This is a genomic window from Aliidiomarina sedimenti (assembly GCF_003986955.1).
GTDB lineage: Bacteria > Pseudomonadota > Gammaproteobacteria > Enterobacterales > Alteromonadaceae > Aliidiomarina > Aliidiomarina sedimenti.
In genome coordinates this window covers 404,184-428,743 of sequence record NZ_PIPN01000001.1, presented here as the reverse complement: position 1 = coordinate 428,743, position 24,560 = coordinate 404,184, and the positions used below count along the sequence as shown (strand labels likewise).

18 protein-coding genes and 1 tRNA gene are annotated in these 24,560 nt (G+C 51.3%); 18 read left to right on the top strand and 1 reads right to left on the bottom strand.

Features of this window, described 5'->3' with window-relative positions; all coding sequences use genetic code 11:
• Nucleotides 1-70 precede the first annotated feature (70 nt).
• The 13 genes from CWE12_RS02020 (at nucleotide 71) to CWE12_RS01960 (ending at nucleotide 16,690) form a co-directional block, all read left to right on the top strand.
• On the top strand, nucleotides 71-403 hold the full coding sequence (locus CWE12_RS02020; RefSeq protein ID WP_126787989.1) for a zinc ribbon domain-containing protein: 333 nt from the start codon (nucleotides 71-73) through the stop codon (nucleotides 401-403).
• A gap of 5 nt (nucleotides 404-408) precedes the next feature.
• A complete protein-coding gene (locus CWE12_RS02015; protein ID WP_126787988.1) occupies nucleotides 409-705 on the top strand; it encodes a YeaC family protein in 297 nt (98 codons plus the stop codon).
• The gene (locus tag CWE12_RS02010) at nucleotides 702-1,184 is read left to right on the top strand and encodes a GAF domain-containing protein (RefSeq protein ID WP_126787986.1); all 483 of its coding nucleotides are present in this window, start codon (nucleotides 702-704) and stop codon (nucleotides 1,182-1,184) included. The genes CWE12_RS02015 and CWE12_RS02010 overlap by 4 nt, the downstream gene beginning before the upstream one ends.
• A complete protein-coding gene (locus CWE12_RS02005) occupies nucleotides 1,174-1,482 on the top strand; it encodes a hypothetical protein (protein ID WP_126787984.1) in 309 nt (102 codons plus the stop codon). Before CWE12_RS02010 ends, CWE12_RS02005 begins: the two co-directional genes overlap by 11 nt.
• A gap of 13 nt (nucleotides 1,483-1,495) precedes the next feature.
• Entirely contained in the window at nucleotides 1,496-2,176 is a 681-nt protein-coding gene (proQ, locus tag CWE12_RS02000; protein WP_126787982.1) for an RNA chaperone ProQ, read from the top strand.
• Between the two features lie 10 nt (nucleotides 2,177-2,186).
• A complete protein-coding gene (gene prc, locus CWE12_RS01995) occupies nucleotides 2,187-4,226 on the top strand; it encodes a carboxy terminal-processing peptidase (protein WP_126787981.1) in 2,040 nt (679 codons plus the stop codon).
• Nucleotides 4,227-4,325: 99 nt separating this feature from the next.
• A complete protein-coding gene (locus CWE12_RS01990; protein WP_126787979.1) occupies nucleotides 4,326-5,714 on the top strand; it encodes a sodium-dependent transporter in 1,389 nt (462 codons plus the stop codon).
• Between the two features lie 17 nt (nucleotides 5,715-5,731).
• The gene (gene nhaC / locus CWE12_RS01985; RefSeq protein ID WP_126787977.1) at nucleotides 5,732-7,201 is read left to right on the top strand and encodes a Na+/H+ antiporter NhaC; all 1,470 of its coding nucleotides are present in this window, start codon (nucleotides 5,732-5,734) and stop codon (nucleotides 7,199-7,201) included.
• Entirely contained in the window at nucleotides 7,202-9,808 is a 2,607-nt protein-coding gene (gene pepN, locus CWE12_RS01980; protein ID WP_126787975.1) for an aminopeptidase N, read from the top strand. It begins immediately after the preceding gene.
• A 10-nt stretch (nucleotides 9,809-9,818) separates the two neighbouring features.
• The gene (locus tag CWE12_RS01975) at nucleotides 9,819-10,052 is read left to right on the top strand and encodes a DUF2835 family protein (RefSeq protein WP_126787973.1); all 234 of its coding nucleotides are present in this window, start codon (nucleotides 9,819-9,821) and stop codon (nucleotides 10,050-10,052) included.
• A gap of 166 nt (nucleotides 10,053-10,218) precedes the next feature.
• On the top strand, nucleotides 10,219-15,066 hold the full coding sequence (locus CWE12_RS01970; RefSeq protein ID WP_126787971.1) for an NAD-glutamate dehydrogenase: 4,848 nt from the start codon (nucleotides 10,219-10,221) through the stop codon (nucleotides 15,064-15,066).
• Nucleotides 15,066-16,079: a quinone-dependent dihydroorotate dehydrogenase gene (locus CWE12_RS01965; RefSeq protein ID WP_126787970.1), complete on the top strand. Its 1,014-nt coding sequence runs from the start codon at nucleotides 15,066-15,068 to the stop codon at nucleotides 16,077-16,079. Before CWE12_RS01970 ends, CWE12_RS01965 begins: the two co-directional genes overlap by 1 nt.
• Before the next feature lie 65 nt (nucleotides 16,080-16,144).
• On the top strand, nucleotides 16,145-16,690 hold the full coding sequence (locus tag CWE12_RS01960) for a cell division protein ZapC domain-containing protein (RefSeq protein ID WP_126787968.1): 546 nt from the start codon (nucleotides 16,145-16,147) through the stop codon (nucleotides 16,688-16,690).
• Between the two features lie 16 nt (nucleotides 16,691-16,706).
• On the opposite strand, the gene cls is transcribed toward CWE12_RS01960, so the two are convergent.
• Nucleotides 16,707-18,143 carry a cardiolipin synthase gene (gene cls / locus CWE12_RS01955; protein WP_126787966.1) on the bottom strand — a complete coding sequence of 479 codons (1,437 nt, stop codon included), beginning with the start codon at nucleotides 18,141-18,143 and terminating at the stop codon, nucleotides 16,707-16,709.
• 145 nt (nucleotides 18,144-18,288) lie between these two features.
• Between cls and CWE12_RS01950 the strand changes: the two genes are divergently transcribed.
• From CWE12_RS01950 to CWE12_RS01930, 5 genes are all read left to right on the top strand, one after another.
• Nucleotides 18,289-18,365 (top strand) — tRNA-Met (locus tag CWE12_RS01950).
• A gap of 122 nt (nucleotides 18,366-18,487) precedes the next feature.
• Nucleotides 18,488-20,617 (top strand): bifunctional 23S rRNA (guanine(2069)-N(7))-methyltransferase RlmK/23S rRNA (guanine(2445)-N(2))-methyltransferase RlmL, encoded by a 2,130-nt coding sequence (rlmKL, locus tag CWE12_RS01945; protein ID WP_126787964.1) that lies wholly within the window; start codon nucleotides 18,488-18,490, stop codon nucleotides 20,615-20,617.
• Complete coding sequence (locus tag CWE12_RS01940) at nucleotides 20,610-20,849, top strand: glutaredoxin family protein (RefSeq protein WP_126787962.1); 240 nt, start codon at nucleotides 20,610-20,612, stop codon at nucleotides 20,847-20,849. Before rlmKL ends, CWE12_RS01940 begins: the two co-directional genes overlap by 8 nt.
• Nucleotides 20,846-22,777 (top strand): ATP-binding cassette ATPase Uup, encoded by a 1,932-nt coding sequence (gene uup / locus CWE12_RS01935; RefSeq protein WP_126787961.1) that lies wholly within the window; start codon nucleotides 20,846-20,848, stop codon nucleotides 22,775-22,777. Before CWE12_RS01940 ends, uup begins: the two co-directional genes overlap by 4 nt.
• A complete protein-coding gene (locus tag CWE12_RS01930; protein ID WP_126787959.1) occupies nucleotides 22,774-24,477 on the top strand; it encodes a DUF3466 family protein in 1,704 nt (567 codons plus the stop codon). Before uup ends, CWE12_RS01930 begins: the two co-directional genes overlap by 4 nt.
• The last annotated feature ends 83 nt before the right edge of the window (nucleotides 24,478-24,560 follow it).

Genomic DNA, 24,560 nt, shown 5'->3' with positions numbered 1-24,560 from the left:
TGATATTGTGGCTTATGGCACAATGTAACAGTAGTAAGGTCGTAGAGAAGTAACAGGCTAGGAGTGGGTGATGGCAATTGTGAATTGTCCCGAGTGCAATAAGAAAATGTCCGATAAGGCCGCGGTGTGTGAGCATTGCGGATTTGTCGTAGATGGTCTTGATGCAAATACGCTGGAGCGAAAGCGTCGTCGCGCCCGCGCTGATTATATCAATAAGCTGACGGCACAGAGTATGTTGGCAATGCTGGTGTTTGTAGTCGGCATTGGAGGGTTGTTTTATTTTCGCGATGAAACCTCGCCTGATCCGACCTGGCAGTCTCAGATTTCAATTGGTCTAATGGCGATTGGCTTTATCTGGTATATTGTCAACCGTGTACGATTGTTAAATACGCGACGGAAGTAGGCCTGATGCAACCCGAACAACTTATTGAAAATATGTCAGACGCGCTTTACCTGCGCTTGCGCGAAGCGGTAGAAACAGGCCGCTGGCCGGACGGAAATCCATTAACGGAGCAGCAGCGTGAAGACAGTCTGAGCCTGGTGATGATGTACCAGGCCCGTCATTTAGACCAGACCGAGCCTTTTTCTATTGGCAAAGATGGTCAGTTTATTAGTAAATCGAAAGCAGAAATGCGGCGTGAACGAGAGCAGGAAATTACCCGCTTTAGTATCCAGCCTGAGACCCCGGAGTCTGATAAAACGTGAATAGCTATTCAACCCCTGATTACCCTTTACTCGTTGAACAAGCCAAGGCCATTGTCAGTGACGAACCTGATCTAATTGCCAACCTGGCAAATCTAAGCGCATTATTGAATGACAATCTGGATGATATTAACTGGGTTGGATTCTATCTGGCTGACAGTGCTGACGAGCTGGTATTAGGTCCTTTCCAGGGTAAAGTTGCCTGTGTCCGCATTGCCATTGGCAAAGGTGTTTGTGGCACCGCGGCGGCGCAACAGACGACCCAACGAATTGCTGATGTTCATGCCTTTGCTGGCCACATAGCCTGTGACGCCGCGAGCAACTCAGAAATTGTGCTACCGATCGAAGTGTCAGGGCAGGTGGTCGCGGTACTTGATATCGACAGCCCCTCACTGGACCGCTTTAGCGCCGAAGACCAACAAGGTCTTGAGGCATTATTGCCAGTCATTCAGGGACTTAACTGGGCGGCGTATGTTAGATGAGTTTGTAGTTCACCCGTATCTGGTCACGGTGGCCGATATGGATGAGTTTGAAGAAGAGGCAGAGTTAGCTGCTGACCAGCTGAACGGCATGTTGCATTGTGCTGTGGCGCAAGGTGAGTCGCGCGAATGGACCCACGCTCAGATAATTGAGTTGATAGAAGAGCTTTGCTTTATCTGGTTCCGTGAACCAGCACTGACCGAACTGGAAAGTGACGAAATAGACGATTATGTTTTTAGTGTTGCGCGGCGCATGGAGCAGCAGCGTGATGAAGACAACGAAACCCCTGATGATGAGTAACAAGGTTTAGTACATGGAAAACCAGCAAACTACCGAGAAATTGCCAACAAGCAAAGCGGTTATCGCTTATTTGGCAGAACAATTCCCCCAGTGTTTTAGTGTCGCTGGTGAAGCTAAGCCTTTAAAAATAGGTATTTTTGAAGACCTGGCGAGTCGTATGGAAGATGACCCTAAGGTTAGCAAAACGCGGTTGCGTGGCGCGCTTCGCCAGTACACCAATTCATGGCGCTATCTGCGCTGTGTCACTGCCGGCACCGAACGGGTTGATCTGGATGGCGCTGCGGCAGGTATTGTAGAAGAAGACCATGCCAAACATGCGCAGGAAGAACTGGCTGAGTCTAAAGCCCGCGCAGCCGAAAAGCGGGTTGAAAAGCGTAAAGCCGAGCACGCAGCGAAAGAGCCGGGTGACAAAACAACCAAATCAGCGGCTAAGCGCCCCGCAGCGAAACGCGCGGCGACTGCTGGCAAGTCGCGCAGCAATAGCAAAGGTAAAGCCACTGCTGCAAAAGCCGATATTAAATTAGCGCCACTGGCTGACGATGCCATTAAAGTGGGGCAATCGGTGCAGGTTAAACTGGGACAATCGCCTATGGCGGGAACTGTTACCGCGATTGAGAAGTCAGAAGTGCAGGTACAGTTGGTGTCAGGCATCACTGTAAAAGTTAAAGCTGAGAACCTGTTTACCGAATCTTAGGAGTTTATGCATGAGTAAGCCATTGTTACGAAGCCTGATCCTCAGTAGCCTTTTGGTTGCGCCGTTAAGCTTTGCCATTTCTCCGAACTACACGCTGGATGATTTGCCAACGCTGGCCGCTGAGTCTCAGCATGTAACGGCGAGCAAGCGTATTTCTTCCTATTTTACCCGTTACCATTATTCACGGGTGGATCTGGACGAGTCGATGAGCGAGCAGGTCTTTGAGCGTTATTTCGACCAACTGGATTACAACCGTATGTTCTTTTTGCAATCTGACATTGATCAGTTTGCTGACGCAAAAGGGCAGTTCCATAACTATCTGCAGGAAGGCGAACTTGAGGTCCCGTACGAGATTTATCAGCTTAGCCTGGAACGCCGTTATGAACGCTATTCGTACGCACTGGAACTGCTCGACGACGCAGAGTTCGACTTTGAAGTTGAAGGGGAGCGTTATTATTACGACCGTACAGAAGAAGCCTGGCCAGAAAGCGAAGATGAACTGGATGAGATTTGGCAGCAACGGTTAAAGAATGACGCGCTGAATCTTGCCATGGCAGGTCGCGAGACGGAGGAAATTATTGATAACCTGGAACGTCGCTATCAAAGTGCGATTCAGCGTTTAACGCAGTCACAAAGTGAAGACGCTTTCCAGACCGTCATGAATGCCTTTGCACGCAGTGTTGAAGCGCACACCAGCTATTTGTCGCCACGTAATGCCGAACGATTCCAGCAGAATATGAACTTGCAACTGGAAGGTATTGGCGCCGTCCTGCAGGCGGAATATGACTATACCGTTATCCGCTCACTGGTACCCGGCGGCCCGGCCGACCAAACCGGCATGTTGGCACCGGATGATCGTATTATTGCTGTCGCCCAGGGCGACAAAGAATTTGTCGATGTTATCGGCTGGCGACTTGATGACGTAGTTGATTTAATTACCGGGCCGAAAGGTAGCACCGTTCGCTTGCAGGTTTTGAAAGAGAGCGAGGGTTCCGGCGGCACGCCAGAGACAGTTGAGATTGTTCGGGATAAAGTACGCCTGGAAGACCGCGAAGCAAAAGCTGAAGTGGAAACCATGGAAGACGGCGCTTATGCCGGCCGCCGTATGGGTATCATCGAAATTCCAGGCTTCTACAATAATTTATCCGAGGACGTTCGTACCCTTATCAGTGAGCTGAAAGAAGAAGACGTCGAAGGGATAGTGGTTGACCTGCGTGGCAACGGCGGTGGTTCCCTGAGCGAATCGATTTACCTGACCGGGCTGTTTATCGAGCAAGGGCCTGTGGTTCAGGTACGCGATAGCAGTGGCCGGGTTGAAGTCAATGGCGACGACGATGGCCAGGCGTATTACGACGGCCCGTTAGTGGTACTGGTTGATCGCTTTAGCGCTTCAGCGTCGGAAATTTTCGCCGCAGCCATTCAAGACTACAATCGTGGCCTGATAGTGGGCGAGCCAACCTTTGGTAAAGGAACGGTCCAGCAACACCGTCCGTTGCAACGCCGCTTTGATTTTTATTCCAACCCGCTTGGCAGCATTCAGTACACGATTGCCAAATTCTACCGAATTGACGGTGGCAGCACGCAGCACCGGGGAGTAATGCCTGATATCTTATTCCCGTCTGCACTGGAGCCGGATGAATTCGGTGAAAGCCGCGCGGACAATGCCTTACCCTGGGATCAAATTGATTCAGTTGAGTACCAGCGGTTTGACTGGCTGAATGACGACATGCTGACCCAGTTACAGCAACGCCATGACGGCCGTATTGTGGATGACCCGGAATTTGCATATGTGCTGGATGATATCGAGCGTTTTCGTGAGCGCCGGGACCGCGACTATGTGTCTTTAGTGCAAAGTGAACGTGAAGCCGAGTCGGATGCCGACAGCGAACGCCGTTTGCAGCGGATTAACGAACGTTTGCAGCGGGCCGGCAAAGAGCCTGTCGAGGCAGCGGAAGATGCCGATGAGCGTTACCGCGAAGCAGATCCGTATTTGCAGGAGACGCTACGCATCGCTATAGACTTTATCGAAGCCCACAAGCAAGATAGCTAACCTGTGAATATTGAGCGGGCCCGTGGTGACGCGAGGCCCGCTTACTTGTTTCTGACACCGGTCAGTCACAATAAGAACAAGAACCGTTAAAGGTCTCTCATGACAACACCAACAAGACCCGCCACCAGTCAACGCTGGAGTAGTCGTCTTTCATTCGTGCTGGCAGCCACCGCCGCCGCGGTTGGTTTAGGCAATATCTGGAAATTTCCCTACATCATGGGCGAGAACGGCGGTGGTGCCTTTGTTCTCGTTTATCTGCTATGTATTTTCGCACTGGGTATACCTGTCCTAATCGGTGAACTTCTGATTGGTCGGCGTGGGCGCAACTCCCCGGGGTATGCGGCACGTAAGCTGGCAGTCGAGTCCGGCCGCCACTGGTCGTGGCAACTAACCGGTTGGGCTACCATGCTTGCTGGCTTTTTAATTCTCACCTTTTATGTGGTGATAGCCTCGTGGGCGTTTTCGTATGTAGTCAAAAGTGCCCAGGGCACCTTCGATCGCCCCTCAGCCGAGCTTATTAACGGCATTTACGAGCAGATGACTGCCTCAGCTGGCGAGATGCTGCTGTTTACTGCGTTACTGATTTTCGCGACGGCGGTGATTGTCGGCAAAGGCTTTAAACATGGCCTTGAGCGTAGCGTAAAGTGGTTAATGCCGATGTTGCTGCTGCTGTTGATTGGCATCGCTATCTATTCGGCCAACGTGGGTGACTTAGGCTCAGCCCTAAACTTCATTTTCAAGCCGGATTTTAGTCAACTGACCGTAAACAGTGTACTGATTGCGCTCGGACATGCCTTTTTCACCCTCAGCCTGGCCTCGGGGGTGATGATTATGTATGGCGCCTACCTGCCGAAAAAGACCTCCATAGTGTCGACTTCGATCTGGATTGCGGTCGCTGACACTTTAGTTGCTATCATTGCCGGTCTGGCTATATTCCCACTGGTTTTTGGTTACGGACTGACCCCGGGCGAGGGGCCAGGGCTAATTTTCCAGACCTTGCCGCTTGCCTTTGCAACCATGCCGGGCGGCGCCTTCGTCGGCACGGTTTTCTTCATTATGCTATTGTTAGCGGCCTTTACCTCTGCCATCTCTATGATCGAGTCGATTGCAGCTTTTGTGGTGGAGCGGTTTGCCGTAACGCGGTGGCAGGCTGCCGCAGGTTCCTGTGTGATCCTGTTTACTTTCAGCCTGATGACCATATACTCGTTTGCCGGTGCAGGGTGGGCTCAGGTCGACTGGGCCTTCATGGGCAAAGAAACGCCGACCTTGTTTCATGTCATCGACCATCTGACGTCTAATATTATGTTGCCGCTGGGCGGCCTGGCGGTGGCATTATTTACAGGTTGGGCGATAGAGTCCCGTTACATGCGCGAAGAACTTAACACCAGCACAAAGGTATTCAGGCTTTGGCGTTTCGCGGTGCGGTATGTGGCACCGGTCGCTATTACTCTGGTCTTTTTGCAACTTATCGGCGTGCTTACTTTTTAACTCAGGAATAATTTCAGATGTCGGATTCAATTAAAAAGCCAACTTACATACAGGCTGCGACGCCACTGATAGCACTTATCGTCATGCTGGCGACATCGGTTTTTATGTTTGGTGCCGATTCATCGTACGGACCCAATCAACTGGCACTGTTAACCGCAGCCGCACTGGCGTGTATTGTCGCGTTTAGCAATGGTTACAGCTGGGAGCAGATCGAAGAGGGCATTACCAAGGGGATCTCGGTAGCCCTGGGTGCCATCCTTATTATCCTCATGGTTGGTTCACTGATTGGTACCTGGTTGCTGTCTGGGATCGTCCCCACCTTGATTTATTACGGTCTCGAACTGCTCAGCCCAAGTTGGTTCTATGCGGCCAGTTGTCTGATTTGTGCCATTGTGGCGATATCCATTGGTAGTTCCTGGACCACGGCGGCGACCATTGGTGTGGCGTTAATCGGCGTTGCCACTGGAATGGAGCTGAATATAGCGATTGCTGCCGGTGCGGTAGTTTCCGGCGCCTATTTCGGTGACAAAATGTCGCCCCTGTCAGACACCACTAACCTGGCGCCGGCGGTTTCCGGAAGCGAGCTTTTTGCCCACATTCGTTATATGACACTAACCGCAGTACCGGCCTTCGTTATCTCGCTGCTTTTGTTTACTTTCATCGGCTTTACCAGCTCTGCCAGCGCCAATTTGCAAAGCCTTGAAGTGATGCAGAATGAGCTGCTCTCTATTTTCAATATTAATATTTTGATGCTGGTGCCGTTGGCGATCTTATTTACCCTTGCGGTGATGAAAAAGCCGGCATTACCAACTATTTTTATCGGAGCCCTACTCGGGGGGCTCTGGGCGATTATCTTTCAGCCCGATGTGGTCGCAACGCTGGTGCCGGAATCCGTAGAAGGCAGCTGGTTAGGGCCTATTGGTGCAGTTTGGGTGGCCCTGTTCGACGGGACCCGGGTCAGTACCGACAACCCGGATTTGGAATCGCTGCTTAGTGGCGGCGGTATGGTCAGCATGCTCAACACCGTCTGGCTGATTCTTACCGCAATGACGTTTGGCGCTGTTATGGAATGCACCGGGTTATTGCGTCAGCTGTTGAAAGGGTTGTTAAAAGTTGTTCATTCAACAGGGGGCTTAATTACGGCCACCTTGTTTACCTGCTTCGGTGTGAATCTGCTGACCGCCGATCAGTATATGGCGATTGTTCTGCCGGGACGGATGTTCCGTGAAGAGTATGCAAATCGTGATCTCGACCCCCGGGTCCTGTCACGTACCCTGGAAGACAGCGGTACCATTACCTCCGCATTGATTCCATGGAACACCTGTGGTGCCTATATGTTTGCAGTGCTAGGTGTGTTCCCGTTAACCTACGCACCGTTTGCATTCTTCCTTTACCTGACGCCATTGATAGCGATGATTTTCGCCTTCACTAATTTCAAAATCCTACGTTTAAGTGATAACCAGAGTCGCCAGGAGGCCTATTCCTAAATGAGTAAGTTACCGACTGCAAAGTATCGCCTGGATTACCAGGCTCCCGATTTCCTTATCGACACCGTCGATCTGGATATTGAACTGGATGATCATGCCAGCACCATACGCAATGTCATGCGAGTGCGCCGCAACGGGCAGCACCAGCGACCCTTGGTGCTGGATGGTGAAAATATGCAGTTGCAGACGGTCGCGGTTAACGGTGAAACACTGACAAATGATGAATTCCAGCAAACGGACGCCGAGCTGACCATTACCGGGTTACCTGACGAATGTGAGCTGAGTATTGAAACCCTGGTCGACCCGGCAAACAATACCGCACTGGAAGGGCTTTATAAGTCAGGCGGTGCCTTTTGCACCCAGTGTGAAGCGGAAGGATTCCGGCGCATTACCTACTATTTAGATCGGCCTGATGTGCTGGCGGTGTTTACCACCACGTTGCATGCTGACAAAAGCAAATTTCCCTATTTACTAGCCAACGGCAACCCGGTTGCTCAGGGTGATGAAGCGCAAGGCCGTCATTTCGTGACCTGGCATGATCCGCATCCGAAGCCTTGTTATCTGTTCGCCGTAGTAGCGGGCGACTTTGACTTGCTCGAAGATACCTTTACCACCATGGAAGGGCGTCACGTCGACCTTCAGTTGTTTGTTGATAAGGGCAACCTGGGCCGGGCAACCTTCGCCATGGAATCGCTGAAAGCGTCGATGAAATGGGACGAGGAGCGTTTTGGACTGGCCTATGATCTCGATATTTACATGGTCGTAGCCGTTAACTTTTTCAACATGGGCGCAATGGAAAACAAAGGCCTGAACGTTTTCAATGCGAAGTACGTGCTGGCCGATTCGCGCACCGCGACGGATCAGGATTTTCTCAATATTGAATCGGTGATCGGTCATGAATATTTTCATAACTGGACCGGCAACCGGATTACCTGTCGTGACTGGTTTCAGCTGAGCCTGAAAGAAGGCCTGACGGTGTTTCGGGATCAGGAATTCAGTGGCGATATGTCGATGCGGCCGGTACACCGCATCAACGACGTTCGTATTATGCGCACTCACCAGTTTGCTGAAGACTCAAGCCCGATGGCGCACCCAATACGCCCGGATAAAGTTATTGAAATGAATAACTTCTATACCGTGACTGTGTATAACAAAGGTGCCGAAGTGATTCGGATGATGCATACGCTACTTGGCGAAACAGGTTTTCAGGCCGGCATGAAGCTCTATGTTGAGCGCCATGATGGCCAGGCGGTCACCTGCGAAGACTTTATCAGCGCAATGGAAGACGCCAACCAGATCGATTTTACTCAGTTTCGCCGTTGGTACGAGCAGGCCGGAACACCCACCGTGCGGATTAAAGAAAGCTACGACGAGGCGAACCAGCAATACCGTCTGCACTGTACCCAGCACACGCCAGCAACGCCTGGTCAGCCTCAAAAACAACCGTTTCATATTCCGATGCGTGTTCAGTTCTATACTGAGCAAGGCGATGCGATGCAGTTGCAGTGTGCTGAGCTTAACGATGATGTGATCAGTCTGCAGAAAGAAGAACAGACCTTTGTATTCAGCGGCGCAGCGAGCAAACCGGTGACTGGTTTCTTCGCTGGTTTTTCTGCCCCGGTACGGATTGATGCCGGTTACACGGAAGGCCAGCTACTCAACTTACTGGCCTATAGCGATGACCCCTTTATCGGCTGGGACAGTGCCCAACAGATCTATCTGCGCGCGATTAAATCCGCGGTAACCAACGATAGTCCGTTGCAGCTTTCCGGCGATGCAATTGAGGCCTTGCAGCACCAGCTCACACAACCGGACCGTGATCCGGCACTGCTCGCGCTATTGCTGCAAATCCCAAGTGAGGAAGCGGTCAGTGGTGAGTACGAGCAAATTCCGGTGGAAGCGATTCACAGCGCCTGTCAGCAACTCAAGATGCAGCTTGCAACCGAGCTGAAAACGACCTTGTGGCAGACCTGGAAAGCGTTTAAACCACGTGGCGAGTACCAGTTCAACGCCGACGATATCGCCCGTCGCATGCTGGCTAACACCTGCTTAAGCTACCTCGCCCTGCACCCGGATGCTGAAATAGAGCACACTTTAATTGACCACTTTAAAGCCGATAACCTGACCGATGAACTGGCTGCGTTGCAAGCCGTGGTGATGGCGGACCATCCTTGTGCCGCTGACTTTATCGACCAGTTTGCTGAGCGTTGGCAGGGTGAAGCTCTGGTGATGGATAAGTGGTTAGCCGTTCAGGCCGCAGCGCCACATGCCTCCACCTTAGCGCAGGTTAAGGCGCTGACCGGGCACGCTGCCTTTAGCTATGATAATCCGAACCGGGTCTATGCCTTGCTGGCGACGTTTACTCACAACCTCGCTCAGTTACATCGCGCAGACGGGGAAGGGTACCGCCTGGTGACTGAGGTTATTCGTCGTCTTAACGAAAGTAATCCTCAGGTTGCATCACGGTTATTGTCGTCGTTGCTGCAGTGGAAACGTTTCGATCAGCAACGCCAGGATTTACTGCAGGCAGAACTGCAGGCGTTGCGTAAATTGCCCAACCTGGCCAACGACCTGTTTGAGAAAGTCGAACAAAGTCTGGCCGAATAGAGGACCGACAATGACCCGGCAATTTACTTTTGCCCTGGTATTCAGCCCCGCCGAACTGGAACGTCGTTATTACCGGGAGGGGCTTGAAAACATTGTTGTAACAACAGAGCAAGGCCTGCGCGTGCAACTGCCACTGCGCAGGTTTGTTCCTTTTATTACAGGACATGGTATACGAGGCCATTTCCTGCTCACTTTAGATGCCCACAACCGCTTTATTTCATTACAAAAAACCAACGATATATAACCTTTGATGCGGTCTGGTAAAAGACTCCTCGCACCAGCTAATAAAGCATTGCAATTCCTAACATAACGTCCGAGAATACTCATATAACGTATCCCCGTGGCAAGGGGTTTGCGCAAGTCCATTGCTACGGTTTCACTCTCTGCTAGCCCACAAGGAAATTAGCATAATGGCGTTGGTCGACGGTCAGCCTCCGGTACTCCTTGAAAAAGTCTCTGAAATCATTCGCAAAAAGATGCCGTCTGAAACGGCTGCCACAGTTGATATGTTCGCAAGGCGACTATATCGAACCATCTCTTCCGGCGATCTAAAGGATCGTGACGAAAGCAATATGTACGGAGCCGTAGTAGGGCTCTGGCACAGCTTCGCTAAGTATGTCTCTAATAGTAAAGCGACGATCAAAGTCTATAATCCGGAAGTGAGCAAACACGGCTGGGAATCTCCACATACTATTATTGAAATAATTCAGACAGATATGCCATTTATGGTCGACTCAGTGCGCATGGTGCTGAATCGTCTTGGTATTACCTCGCATCTGTTATTGCATACACCATTGGCCCATAAGCGCGACAAAAAGGGCAGAATCACTGAAATCCTGGCGGCCGGAGAAACGGCCAAAGATACCCAGGTTGATACCGTGTTTTTGATCGAAGTGGATCGTCAGCATGAAGAGAGCGATCTTAAGGCACTGAAGGAAGAGCTGGTCTCAGTGATGGAAGAAATCACTCTGGCAGTTTCTGACTGGAAGCCGATGCGTGCAAAATTAAAGCAGATTGCTAACAACCTTGCGGCGCGTAATTTCCCCGGTAGCAAAGAGAAGCTCGAAGAAGCTCAGCGTTTTTTGTGTTGGCTGGCTGAAGATAACTTTACCCTGACCGGGTATCGCCATTACCGGGTTGAACCGGTTAAAGGCGACTACCAACTGGTTCAGGATGAAAAGTCCAGTCTGGGTCTGATGAAAAACACCTCGGGTAAGTCACCCTTGCTGTTGTCCAAAATGTCAGAAGATGCGCGACATACTGCGTTGGGGCAGGACGAGTTATTGCTGTTAACCAAAACCAACACACGCTCGCGGGTTCATCGCCCGGCACATGCGGATTACGTTGGAATTAAAGAGTTTGATAAAGACGGCAACGTGATCGGTGAAGATCGCTTTGTTGGCTTGTATTCGGCCAGCTTTTACAACGACAGCGCGATGGATATCCCGTTGGTCCGGGACAAAATCGAACGGGTCATCCGCGATTCAAAATTCCAGCCGGGTTCACATGCGACCAAAGCGCTGCTCAATATCATGCAGACGTATCCGCGCGATGAAATTGTTCAGACCAGCGATGATGATCTGTTAAAAATCGGTATGGGTGTGCTGCAGATCCAGGAACGCGATATGACGCGGGTCTTTTTACGCCGCGATATTTTCGGTCGTTTCATTACGGTCATGGTGTATGTGCCACGTGAGCGCTACAACACCCTGTTACGGCAAAAAACACAGGCGATTCTTGCACGAACCCTGCGCAGCGATGAAGAAGTAGACTTCACCACATTCTTCTCCGAATCGGCACTGGCCCGCACGCAGTACACCGTTCGTGTTAAAGACAGCGAACAAGATATTGATGTAAAAGAATTAGAGGACAACTTAGTGGAAGCTGCTCGTTCATGGGAAGACAATTTAGAACGCGTTTTAGTCAGTGCGCATGGTGAATCAAAAGCACGCGAACTGGTCCGCCGCTACGCGCAGGGCTTTTCCCGCGCCTATAAAGAAGAAGTGTTGCCTTCTGTTGCGCTGGCCGATATTGCTCAACTTGAGCGCCTGAACGACGACCACAAGCTGGGCATGCTGTTCTATCGCGCGCAGGAAGTTCAGGACGATTCCAACCGGGTCAAACTGAAACTATTCCATAAAGATGAGCCGATTCATTTGTCTGATGTGTTGCCGATGCTGGAAAACTTCGGCTTGCGCATCATTAATGAAAGCCCGTATCAAATTACGACGCATGAAGGTCATGTGTTCTGGGTTCTTGACTTCTTTATGCTGCACACCGCAGGCAAACTGGATCTGGAAAACAGCCGTGATAACTTCCAGGATGCCTTCGCTAAAGTGTGGGATGGTCATTACGAAGATGACGGTTTCAACCGCTTAATTCTGGGTGCTGGTATGACAGGCCGTGATGTCCTGGTACTACGGATGTTCGCCAAGTACATGCGCCAGATCGGGGTCACCTTTAGTCAAAGTTACATTGAAAGTACCTTCACCCGTTACCCGCAACTGGGTAAATTGCTGGTCAAAATGTTTGCCACCAAATTTGACCCCAAAGGCAAATTTACCGAGAAGAAACTCGAGAACCTGGTTGCGAAGCTTCAGGCCGGACTGGAAGACGTCAGCGGCCTCGACGATGACCGTATTATTTCCCGTTACATGGACTTAATTCTGGCTGCCTTACGGACCAACTTCTTCCAGCCTGATCAGGATGGCAACGAGAAACCGTATATTTCAGTTAAGTTCTTACCGGAAAACATTCCGGATATGCCGTTGCCATTACCAAAATACGAAATTTTCGTATACTCACCGCGGATCGAAGGTGTTCACCTGCGGGGCGGCAAGGTTGCCCGCGGTGGCTTGCGCTGGTCAGATCGTCGCGAAGACTTCCGTACTGAGGTACTGGGTCTGGTTAAAGCACAGCAAGTTAAGAATGCGGTGATTGTACCTGTAGGTGCCAAAGGCGGCTTTGTCTGTAAGCAATTGCCGGACGATCGGGAAGGCTTCTTTGAAGAAGGCAAAGCCTGCTACCGTACCTTCATTCGCGCCCTGTTAGACATTACCGATAACATCATTGAAGGCGAAGTTATTCACCCGGACGCTGTGGTTCGTCATGATGACGATGACCCCTATCTGGTCGTAGCGGCGGATAAAGGCACCGCAACCTTCTCGGATATCGCCAATGGTATCGCCGCCGAGTACAAACACTGGCTTGGTGATGCGTTCGCATCTGGTGGTTCAGTGGGTTACGACCATAAGAAAATGGGTATTACCGCACGTGGCGGCTGGGAATCTGTTAAGCGCCATTTCCGTGAAATGGGCGTTGACTGCCAGACTACCGACTTCACCTGCGTTGCCATTGGTGACATGGGCGGCGATGTGTTTGGTAACGGCATGCTGTTATCGAAGCACACCAAACTAGTCGGTGCGTTTAACCATATGCATATTTTTATCGACCCGGATCCGGATGCTGCTAAATCCTGGAAAGAGCGCGAGCGTTTGTTCAACCTGCCGCGTTCGTCATGGGATGACTACGATAAAAAACTGATCAGCCAGGGTGGCGGCGTGTTCTCGCGCAGTGCGAAGTCGATTGAGCTGTCACCGGAAATAAAGAAACTGATCGGCACCCAGAAAAAGTCGATGGCACCGAATGACCTGATTAAGGCGTTGCTGACTGCTGAAGTCGATCTGGTGTGGAACGGTGGTATCGGCACCTATGTTAAAGGTGCCAAAGAAACGGACACCGAAGTAGGGGACCGTGCCAACGATGCATTGCGTATTAATGGTAGCGAGCTGCGGGCGAAAATTGTTGGTGAAGGCGGTAACCTTGGCTTCACCCAACTTGGCCGTATCGAGTTTGCCAATAAAGGTGGCCGCATCAATACCGATTTCATCGACAACGTTGGTGGGGTCGACTGTTCAGACAACGAAGTCAATATTAAGATCCTGCTGAATGGTTTAGTCAACCAAGGCAAACTAACCCGCGAGCAGCGCGACAAGCTGCTGTATCAGATGACCGATGATGTTGCTGAACTGGTTTTAGAAGACTGCAATCGTCAGACCCAGTCAATTTCTATCACCGCACTGCGTGGACCGGATCAGATCAAAGAAATGCAGCGCTTCATTCACCAGCTGGAACGCGATGGTTTGCTTGACCGCAGCTTAGAGTTCCTGCCGGATGACGATGAATTGGCAGAGCGCACAGCCTCAGGTAAGGGCTTAAGCCGTCCTGAACTGGCGGTGTTAACTGCCTACGGCAAAATGGTGCTGAAAGAAGAGCTGTTAACCGACGAAATCACTCAGGATCCGTTCCACGGTAAGGAACTTCTTGAGTCATTCCCGCAGGTTCTGCGCGACAAATTCAGCGACGCGATGGAAGATCACCCACTGCGTGGACAGATTATTGCGACCAAGCTGGCCAATAACATTGTCAACGACATGGGACCGAACTTCGTCAGTCGTAAAATTGAAGCGACCGGAGCCTCGGTTGCGGAAGTTGCCAACGCCTATGTGGTCGCTCGTGAAGTGTTCGGCTGTGAACGCATCTGGAACGAAATCTGGGCTCTGGACAATGTGGTTCCTGCGAATGTACAGAATGATGTGCTGTTCCAGGTACGCCGTATGGTTCGTCGCGCCACTCGCTGGATGCTGCGCCATCGTCGCACTGAACTGGCCAATATACAGGCGAGCATTGATTTCTATCGTCCGGCGTTTGATGACCTGCGTAAAAATGCGTTGAGTTATATGGCGGAGAAAGAAGCCGATGCGCTACGCAAGAACATCGACAAGCTGGTTGAGCATGGCTTGCCAAAAGAGCTGGCAACCGAGGTCGGCACCTTGAGCACGGTCTTCTCAGCGCTTGATATCGCCGATGTGACCGCGGATGACAAGTCACGCGACATTCCATTGGTGGCGCAACTGTATTTCCGCCTTGGTGCTCGTGTTGAATTGCATTGGTTCCTTGACCAGGTCAATAGTCAGCCGGTAGCAAACCACTGGCAGGCGTTGGCCCGGGCTGCGTTCCGTGAAGAACTGGACTGGCAGCAGCGGTCATTGACCCAGACGGTCTTCAAACTTGCAAATGGCGAAACCGATGCCGATGCCATGCTGGATAACTGGATGGAGTTGAACAAAAACGCAATTGAGCGCTGGAAAGGCATTCTGGCGGACTTCAAAACAACCAAGAGCCATGAATTTGCCAAGTTCTCAGTTGCCTTACGTGAACTGATGTTACTGAGCCATATCTGTGGCACGCAAAAATAATGGGGCTCTATAGTCTGGTCCGGCGTCAGCTGTTTAAGCTTGACGCCGAAGCTTCACATGACTGGACACTGAACTGGTTAGCACGCATCGGGCATAGCCCCTTGCGTGCTTTCTTACGTCAGGGTGTGAAGAATAAGCCGGTGCAGTGCATGGGGATCGAGTTTGCCAACCCGGTTGGGCTGGCTGCTGGCCTGGACAAAAATGGCACCTGCATCGATGCGTTTGCGCAGATGGGCTTTGGTTTTATCGAAGTGGGTACAGTGACGCCGCGAGCGCAGCCCGGTAACCCGAAACCGCGGATGTTTCGTTTACCGCAACATGACGCCATTATTAACCGCATGGGCTTTAACAATCAGGGCGTTGATTTTCTTGTCGAGCAGGTCCGCAAAGCACGCTATAAAGGCGTCCTTGGGATCAATATCGGCAAGAATAAAGACACCGCCGAAGCGGATGCCGCGCAGGATTATCTGCTCTGCATGGATAAAGTTTACCCTTACGCAGACTACATAACGATTAATATATCGTCACCCAACACACCTGGTTTGCGCGACATGCAACATGGCGAGCATTTACAGAGGTTGTTGGCGGCCTTGAAAGAACGTCAGGCGGCACTCAAAGAACAACACGGGAAGTACGTCCCGCTGGCGGTGAAAATAGCACCTGATCTGAGTGACGATGAGATTCGAAGTCTGGCTGAAACCTTTAACCGCTATGCCGTTGATGCAGTGATTGCAACCAACACCACGTTGAGCCGGGAGGCGGTAAAAGGGCACCAGCATGCGGACGAAGCAGGGGGCCTGAGTGGAAAACCTGTTGCGCCTTTGAGCCTGCACGTCATTACTCAGTTACGCCCGCTGCTTGACGCTGCGATCCCGATTATCGGGGTCGGTGGTATTGATAGTTCAGCCCAGGCAAACGCCGTTTTAAAGGCCGGCGCCAGTCTGGTTCAGGTGTATAGCGGCTTTATTTACCAGGGCCCGCGCTTAGTTAAGGATATTGTTAACAGCTTGTAATACCTAATATAAGCGGTTAAAGTGTGACCTCGTTACTATCATATGTGTTTGTTTAGAGGGACAGGATGTCGTACCTGAACTGGTTGTGGATTTTTGATGACGAGCGTCAGTGCTTACAGTTAAGCACCGATGATGTATTACTCGATGTAAGCTACCGGCGGCGGCAGTTGCAGCAGTATCTGCCTGAGCAGGAAGCGTTTAGCATGGATGACGTGGAACACTTTAACCGTTTCCAGGACTACCTTGAACAGTATTCAAGCCTTTCAGTTAGTCAGCAGTTCCAGGCCTGCCTGCATGCCACGGCCGCACTGCATTTTCTAAAGCCCAGTTTACCGCAAAGCTGGCACTTTCAATTCGCCGATCATGAGCCATGGCCTGAAGACCATCTTAGCTGTGCGCTTGATTCGGGGTTAGATTGCTGTGACATGTTGCTATTGGAGCAGGATGAGCGTAGCAGCCTGTGTTTATTGCTCGACCAGTCCATGCGCCTGTCGCCGACCAAAACGCTGAACCGGTATGAATGTATCCGGGTTCTCAATGACCGCTTACAATTCAGCCGGATGCACCCGCTTGAACGTCCTTTCACCCGTAACTGGTCCTCGTCTGCCTGAGCACCGCCATGCGCACTTAGAGCAGGGGACTTAAAAAGAACACCAGCCGCTCCCGAAACCGGGAGAAGATTGAGCGTTTATGCCAGCGCTCCGGGCATATGGTTTCGCTGTCCTCTATATAGGATGCAACCAGGTCACAGATAGCTTTGCAGCTGGACGGATGGAACAGGGCCAGTGATATTTCAAAATTGACCTGTAAACTGCGGGCGTCCAGATTCACACTGCCAAAGATTGCCAGTTGATCATCAATGAGTAAGGCTTTGGTGTGCAATAAACCACCATGGTAATTGCGAATTTCCGCGCCTGCCTGCAACAAGTCGTCATAGAAAGCCCGACTGGCCCAGCTGACCAGGCGCGAATCGTTGCGTCTTGGGACCAGTATCGTCATCTTGACTCCGCGGGCGAGTGCCTGCAGTAAGGCTTCAAAGACTGGCTCGGGTGGGACGAAGTAGGGGGTACAGATGGTTATGCTGGTATCGGCGCGGTAGATTGCACTGAGCATAACCTCGGTAATCAGATCATGACCCAGGCCAGGACCGGAGGGAATGGTGGCGAGCCATTGCTGGCTTACGTGTTTCTCAACCTCAATTGAGGTCGGCAAATGCTCTTCGGTTTCGACCTCCCAGTCCCAGGCAAACACCTTAGCCATACCAACAGCGGCGGCTCCGCGAAACCTTGCCATGGCATCAATCCACTGACCGACATTCGCATGTTTATTGAATTCGGTCGGATCCGCCATGTTCATGGAACCCGTGTAGGCGATTTGATGATCGATCACGATAATCTTACGGTGCAAGCGGATATCGGCCCGGCGCAGAGCTAAGCGCCAGGGTGAAACCGGCAAAGCAGGTATAATATGAATACCTGCTTCTTTCATCGCTTTATGCCCCTTACTAAAGAAAAATGGCCAGGAACCTGCGTCATCCGCCAGAATACGTACCTCAACCCCACGCTCGGCTGCTTTGATCAGGGCAGCCTCGATCTCATTGACCTGCCCCTTGGAGTGCCAGATATAGAATTCCAGATCAATAGTGCGCTGCGCATTCTCAATGTCTGTTCGTAACGAATCAAAAATCGCTTGCGGGCTGTTTAACAGGGTAAAGTCGTGATAATTCAGAACTCCAACACCCAGGCGTTTAATCAATAGCTGTTGGATGGCTTTCGATAGCGACGAATCGGGCAGGGTATCGCTGTCATCATGCATTTGCTCGGTCATCGATTTAAGCGCGTTCATATAGGGTTCGCGCATAGACTCGGATTTTTCAGCGCGACGTTGTCCCAGCTGCATTTCGCCAAAGAAGAAGTACGCGAAAGCGCCTATCAGAGGCACTATATAGATGATCAGGAGCCAGGCAAGTGACGCGCTCATACTTTGACGTTTAAAAATCACACGTAACGTCACGCTGGCGATAAAAAGCCAGTAGAGGATGAAGAGTAAATCCGATGATATCATCCGTTAGAAGGTCCGTTTTAAGAGTGAATAGCTTCCATTTTAGCCGCTTTGGCGAGAAAATCAGCACTTAATCAAGTATTTACTTAGTTTAGTAAAATCCCGCTTGCGCTGGAACAAGGTTATCAGTATAGTGCACCTCATCGGACGCGGGGTGGAGCAGTCTGGTAGCTCGTCGGGCTCATAACCCGAAGGTCGTAGGTTCGAATCCTGCCCCCGCAACCAATTCTCTGTATAGATTCTCTTAAGTAAAGACTCAATCAAGGCACATCCAGTGCCAATAGATAAAAAGACTTCTTCCTTCTATTTCGCTATAATCAGCGCACAATTTCAAACCAAGAAACTACATGCTCAATTATTTCGCGACCTGCGCTAAAGGTCTTGAACCCCTGCTATTCGAAGAAATTCAGTCCCTCGGTGCATCCGATGTTAAACAAACGCTAGCCGGTTGCTATTTCCGTGGCGAGCAAGAAATCGGATACCGAATTTGCCTATGGTCCCGCCTAGCCAGTCGCGTTCTACTGCAACTCGATAAGCAGGACGTTCTCAACCGGGATGACCTGTTACAAGCCTCAACCAATATCGACTGGCCGTCGCTGTTTTCGGACCGCGCGACCATTGCAGTCGATTTCCGTGGTACCTCCACCGAACTTAATCACACTCAGTTTTCTGCCCGCGTGGTAAAAGACGGCGTGGTTGACCGCTTCCGTGAAGATCAGCATGCACGGCCCAATGTGGATCCGCAGCAACCCGATATTCGAATTAACGTCCGTTTATCCCGGGATCAGGCCACCTTTTATCTCGATCTCAGTGGTGAAAGCCTGCATAAGCGTGGTTACCGCTTGCAAAAAGGTGCAGCGCCATTGCGTGAAACTCTGGCCGCAGCGGTAGTAGCTCGGTGTGGGTTAACGCTGGCGGATGCACAGAAAGAACAAACTATTCTCGATATTTTTGCTGGTTCCGCAACACTGCTGCTGGAAGCCGCGCAAGTACTGACCGATCGCGCACCAGGTTTGGCTCGTGAACGCTGGGGCTTTGAAGGTTGGCGCGGACACCGTCCTGCCGTGTGGCAGGCTTTGCGGCAGGACGCGATCGAACGTTTTGAAAGCGGTCGTACACAATGTGCGACCCGTTTTGTTGCGGTCGACTTAGATGCTGAAGTGCTCGATGCCGGGCGAGAAAATGCGCAGGCACTCGAAGTGGAGCATTTATTTGAATTTCACTGTGCAGATGCCCTTGAGTTCGACGCATCGGAGCTTACCCCCGGACTTGTCCTTGGCAACCCGCCGTATGGCGAGCGGCTCGGTGATGAACTTGCGGTATTGCTGTTATTCCGTCAACTAGGTCAGCGTTTACGCAGCCACTACCAGGGCTGGCAGGCCGCCTTGTTAGCGCCGGAAGAAGTACTGCTAAAACGTCTTAAGCTGACCAGCCACAAAAAGTACAAATTGTTCAATGGCGCGATTCCAGTGACTTTGGCGCTATTTGATATGAACGAATCGCAAGTTGAGTTTACAAAAACTCATAACGATGATGTCGCCAACCGACTGCGCAAGAATGCACAGAAGCTGGCGAAGTGGGCGCGCAAAGAGGGCGTTGACTGCTATCGTCTGTATGACGCGGACCTGCCTGAATACAACGCTGCTATTGATGTCTATGGTGACTATCTGGTGGTTCAGGAGTATGCGGCGCCCTCCGACATTCCGGACGGTGTCGCTGATGACCGTTTCTGGCATATTCTTGAGACAATTCCTGCGGTGCTGCCGTTTGATGAAGCCCATATGGTGGTTAAGCAACGCAAACGGCAGGCTGGTAAAGCGCAGTATGAAAAGCAGGAGGCGAAAGAAAGCATCGAGTTCGAAGTCGCCGAATACAACGCACGCTTTAAAGTTAATCTGACTGATTACCTGGATACCGGACTCTTTCTTGATCACCGTTTAGTGCGTAAAGAAATTCAACGTCTGGCGAAAGACAAACGGGTGCTTAATCTGTTTGCTTACACAGGTAGTGCATCGGTACATGCCGCTATAGCAGGGGCCGAGCATATTACCACAGTGGATATGTCGCGCACCTACCTGAACTGGGCAAAAGATAACTTTCGCCTTAACCACCAGACCATCAGCAAACACGACTTTATTCAGGCCGACTGCCTGACCTGGCTTGAGGATGAAGCAACACAGGGCGAGCAGCAGTGGGATTTGATTTTCCTTGACCCACCAACGTTTTCGAATTCAAAACGAATGGAAAACAGCTTTGATGTGCAACGTGACCATGTTGGCCTGTTGCAGCACGCAGCATCCTTACTGGCTACCGATGGGTTACTGATTTTCTCGACCAATAAACGTAAGTTTAAGCTCGATACAGACGCCTTAGCAACAGCCGGACTGGTGGCTGAAGACCGCAGTGCCTGGTCTATTCCTGAAGATTTCAAACGTAACAAGCACATTCACCAATGTTGGTTCCTGCGTCATGCCTGAGTTCTATCTACTGACCAGGCATCCTTGCCCATTGTGCCAACAGGCTCTGCTGATGATCCATCAGACAGAGCTGGAAGAGCCGGTGTCGTTGCATATGATCGATATTGACGAACAACCTGAGTTACAGGATGAGTATGGCTGGCTGATTCCGGTGCTGATCCGGCAGCGTGACGATGCCGAATTGAAATGGCCTTTTGATCCACAACGGTTAGCGGAGTTTTTGCAGCAATGACAACTTTACTGCAGTTAAAAGATGCACAGCTGAGCTTCGGTTCGGACCCAATTCTGGACCATGCTGATTTTGCTATCGAGCATGGCGAACGGGTTTGTATCGTTGGTCGTAACGGTGCTGGTAAATCCAGCCTGATGAAAATTATCGATGGCGACGTCCAGCTCGACGGCGGGAGCCTGAATAGCAGCGGGTCGCGGGTCGCGCGTTTACCCCAGGACCCGCCGGCCCAGTCGGAAGATACAGTGTATGACTATGTCGCCGAAGGGCTTGCAGAAGTTGGTGCATTGCTAAAGCGGTATCATCAGTTAAGTATGCAGCTCGGAGACTGTGATGATCAGGTTCTTGCTGAGTTCGGCAAGGTTCAGCAGGGCATCGAAGCACAGAATGGATGGCAGTTTACCACTGCCATCGATCAGGTCTTAACTCGCTTAAATCTGGATCCGGATGCCACCCTTGAGCAGTTGTCAGGGGGTTGGCTGCGGCGCGTGGCGTTGGCCCGCGCGCTGGTTACTCAGCCGCAGATACTGTTACTGGATGAGCCTACCAACCACTTGGATATTGAAATGGTCGAGTGGCTGGAGAGCCAGCTGCTTGATTTTAACGGCGCCATTATCTTTATCAGTCACGACCGCGCCTTTATTCGTCATCTGGCGACTCGAATTGTCGACCTCGACCGCGGGAAGTTAACCAGTTTCCCCGGCGATTACGATGCCTACCTTGAAGAAAAGCAACGTTTGCTTGAAGTAGAAGCGAGCCAACGTGCTGAGTTTGATAAAAAGTTAGCGCAGGAAGAAACCTGGATACGGCAAGGGGTTAAAGCACGACGAACCCGAAATGAAGGCCGCGTCCGTGCATTGCAGGCATTGCGCAAACAACGTGCTGAACGACGGGAGCTGCTTGGCAGTGCACGGCTGAACGTCAGTGAAGGGAGCCGCTCGGGTAAGATTGTATTTGCCGGTGAGCATATTAATCTGAGTTTTGCTGATAAATGCATTATTGATGACCTTGATCTGACTATTCAGCGCGGCGACAAAATAGCCCTGGTGGGTCCAAACGGGTGCGGTAAAAGTACCCTGATTAAGGTTATCCTTAACCAGCTTGAGGCCGACAGCGGCAAAGTGAAGTTTGGTACTAACCTCAAGGTGGCCTACTTTGATCAGCACCGTGCGGCTCTGGACCCGCAAAAGTCAGTCGCCGAGAATGTCGGCGATGGCAAGCAGGACGTTATTCATCAGGGGCGGCCGCGCCATATTCTGAGTTACCTGCAGGACTTTTTGTTTTCGCCGCGTCAGGCACAAACCCCGGTTAAAGCGCTGTCGGGTGGGGAGCGCAATCGCGCGCTGCTGGCCAAGCTGTTCCTGCCGGAAAGCAATGTGCTGGTGCTCGATGAGCCCACCAATGATCTCGATGTGGATACCCTCGAGCTGCTGGAACAAATTATCAATGACTATCAGGGCACCGTATTGCTGGTAAGCCATGATCGTGAGTTCGTTGATAACACCGCAAGCAGCATATTGTTGTTTGAAGGAGCAGGGCGTATTACTGAGGTAGCGGGCGGCTATGAAGATGTGCAAAACTACCTCAAGCATAAAGCGCAGGAAGCGACTCAACAGGCGTCAAAAAGTGCCGCAGGCAGTGGAACCAAAAGTGCACCGCAACAGTCAGAGGGCAAGGCTTCAGCGTCTCGCCCGAAAAAGCTATCATATAAGCTGCAGCGTGAACTTGAAGAGTTGCCCGGGCAAATTGAAGCCATCGAAGCTGAACTGGGAAATTTGCAGGCAGCTATTGCCGAGGCTGATTTTTTTCAGCAAGCGCATGAACACACAGAGCCAGTTCTGAGCCGCGTAGCAGAATTAGAAGAGGCATTAATGCATGTCTTAGAGCGTTGGGAAGAACTGGAACAACAACAAGGTAATGAACAGGCATGATCAAGAAGTATTCGGTAAGTCTGCTGGCAGCGTCGATCGCCGCCAGTGTTAGTTTCGCCAGTAATGCCAATGATAGTCTTGAGGTCGTCGACCTTGGCGCCTTAGAGGGTGCCTATGAGACCTATCCAACTGGAATGAATGATGCGGGCATCGCTGTCGTCGTCAACCGCAACCTTTGGAACCAGAACATTCGCTTTGAGCTAATCGACCCAGAGCGCTTTGAAGACGAAGATTTAGACAATCCTGATGACAATACGTATCGTTTGGTACGCAACGCATTAAATGATCCAGGTGTGCTTGGTGGTGACCCGGCCTCGCAAAAACTGGGCCAGCAAATTTCACATAAGTACGACGGCCAGCCAGTTGCACTGGAAGGCTTCGACAGTATTGATGCGGAAACCAACCGCGAAACCGACTCTGTGAATTATATCGGCACTGATATTAATGACCTTGATGTGATTGTCGGCCAGGCGGGTGAACCCTATGAGCGCCGCGTGACCACAAACCGGGAACAAGAGGAAGTGCAGTACTTCATGCGTGATAGCTTTCCTCGAGCCTTTGTCAAAGAAGCAGATGCGATTACGTTCTTGCCCTCGTCTGTTAGTGACCTGTACCAGGGCGGTACCAGCCGTGCCACCGCAGTCAATAATCAAAACCAGGCTGTTGGTTATGCTGCTGTCGCTAACACGCCCAACCTGACTAATCGCTTTGACGTATGTGCAGAGCCATCAGAGGACGACGCCGAGTCAGATCCCAGCTATGAAGAACTCAATGTCTGCATCTGGCGTTACTGGTACAGCCAGGAAGTTGGCACCGTAGCCAACGGAGGCTCGCGCAGCCCAATTTTTGTTGAACAGGCGCATGCCTGGGAGCAGAGCGAGCAGGGCGAATGGCAAGCACGTCACCTCGGAGCCTATGAAGCACCTGAGCCGACTGACGAAGATGCTGAGCGACTCCTGTTAACCAGCCGGGCTTACGATATCAACGAGCAGGGTATTGCCGTAGGTACGGCCCAGCGCGTGGTGACCTATTTCGAAGGGACCGAGAATGTGCTGGTGAACACCGCTGTGGTTTTCCGCGATGGTGAATTGCAGGATCTGCAAGACGAGTACCGTTCGCAGAACACCCTTGCAACAGCTATTAATGACGACAACATCGTGGTTGGCTATACCTCCGAACGAGCCGGACTGTTTAACCGTGACCGCGCGTTTTATGTCGATATCGAGGATCCGTCAGCGGAGCCGACCTATCCACTGGGCTTTTTCAATACCTCCTCGTGGCGCCCGCGTGCTATCAATAACAACAAGCAGGTGGTAGGTCAGGGTGAAGTGTCAACGTTGCAGGCTGCAGTCCGGCCCACAGTCGGTTTTTTGTATGACATTGAAAGCGATACCATCACCGATTTGAATACCTTGTTACCCTGTGACAGCGGTTACCAGATTATCGATGCGGTTGATATTAATGACCGTGGTGAAATTCTAGCCATTGCATTAACCGAGATTATTATTCCCATCGACGATACTCAAAGCAGTGCGGATCGAATCCGGGCTGTGCGCCTGCAAGCCGGTAGTGGCGAGGCGTGTGGCGTCGAAGAGGAAACGCGGGAACGGCAGGGGGCGAGTATGCACCCGTTGGTAGCAGGCAGTATGGCACTGTTTGCCTTACTTATTACACTACGTCGGTTCAGAGCTCGCTCCTAAATAAAATTCGTCTATCAAAAAACAACGCTCAAATCAGGTGCTTACGCTAGCCATTCTGATTTGAGCTTTTTTTTCATTGAACT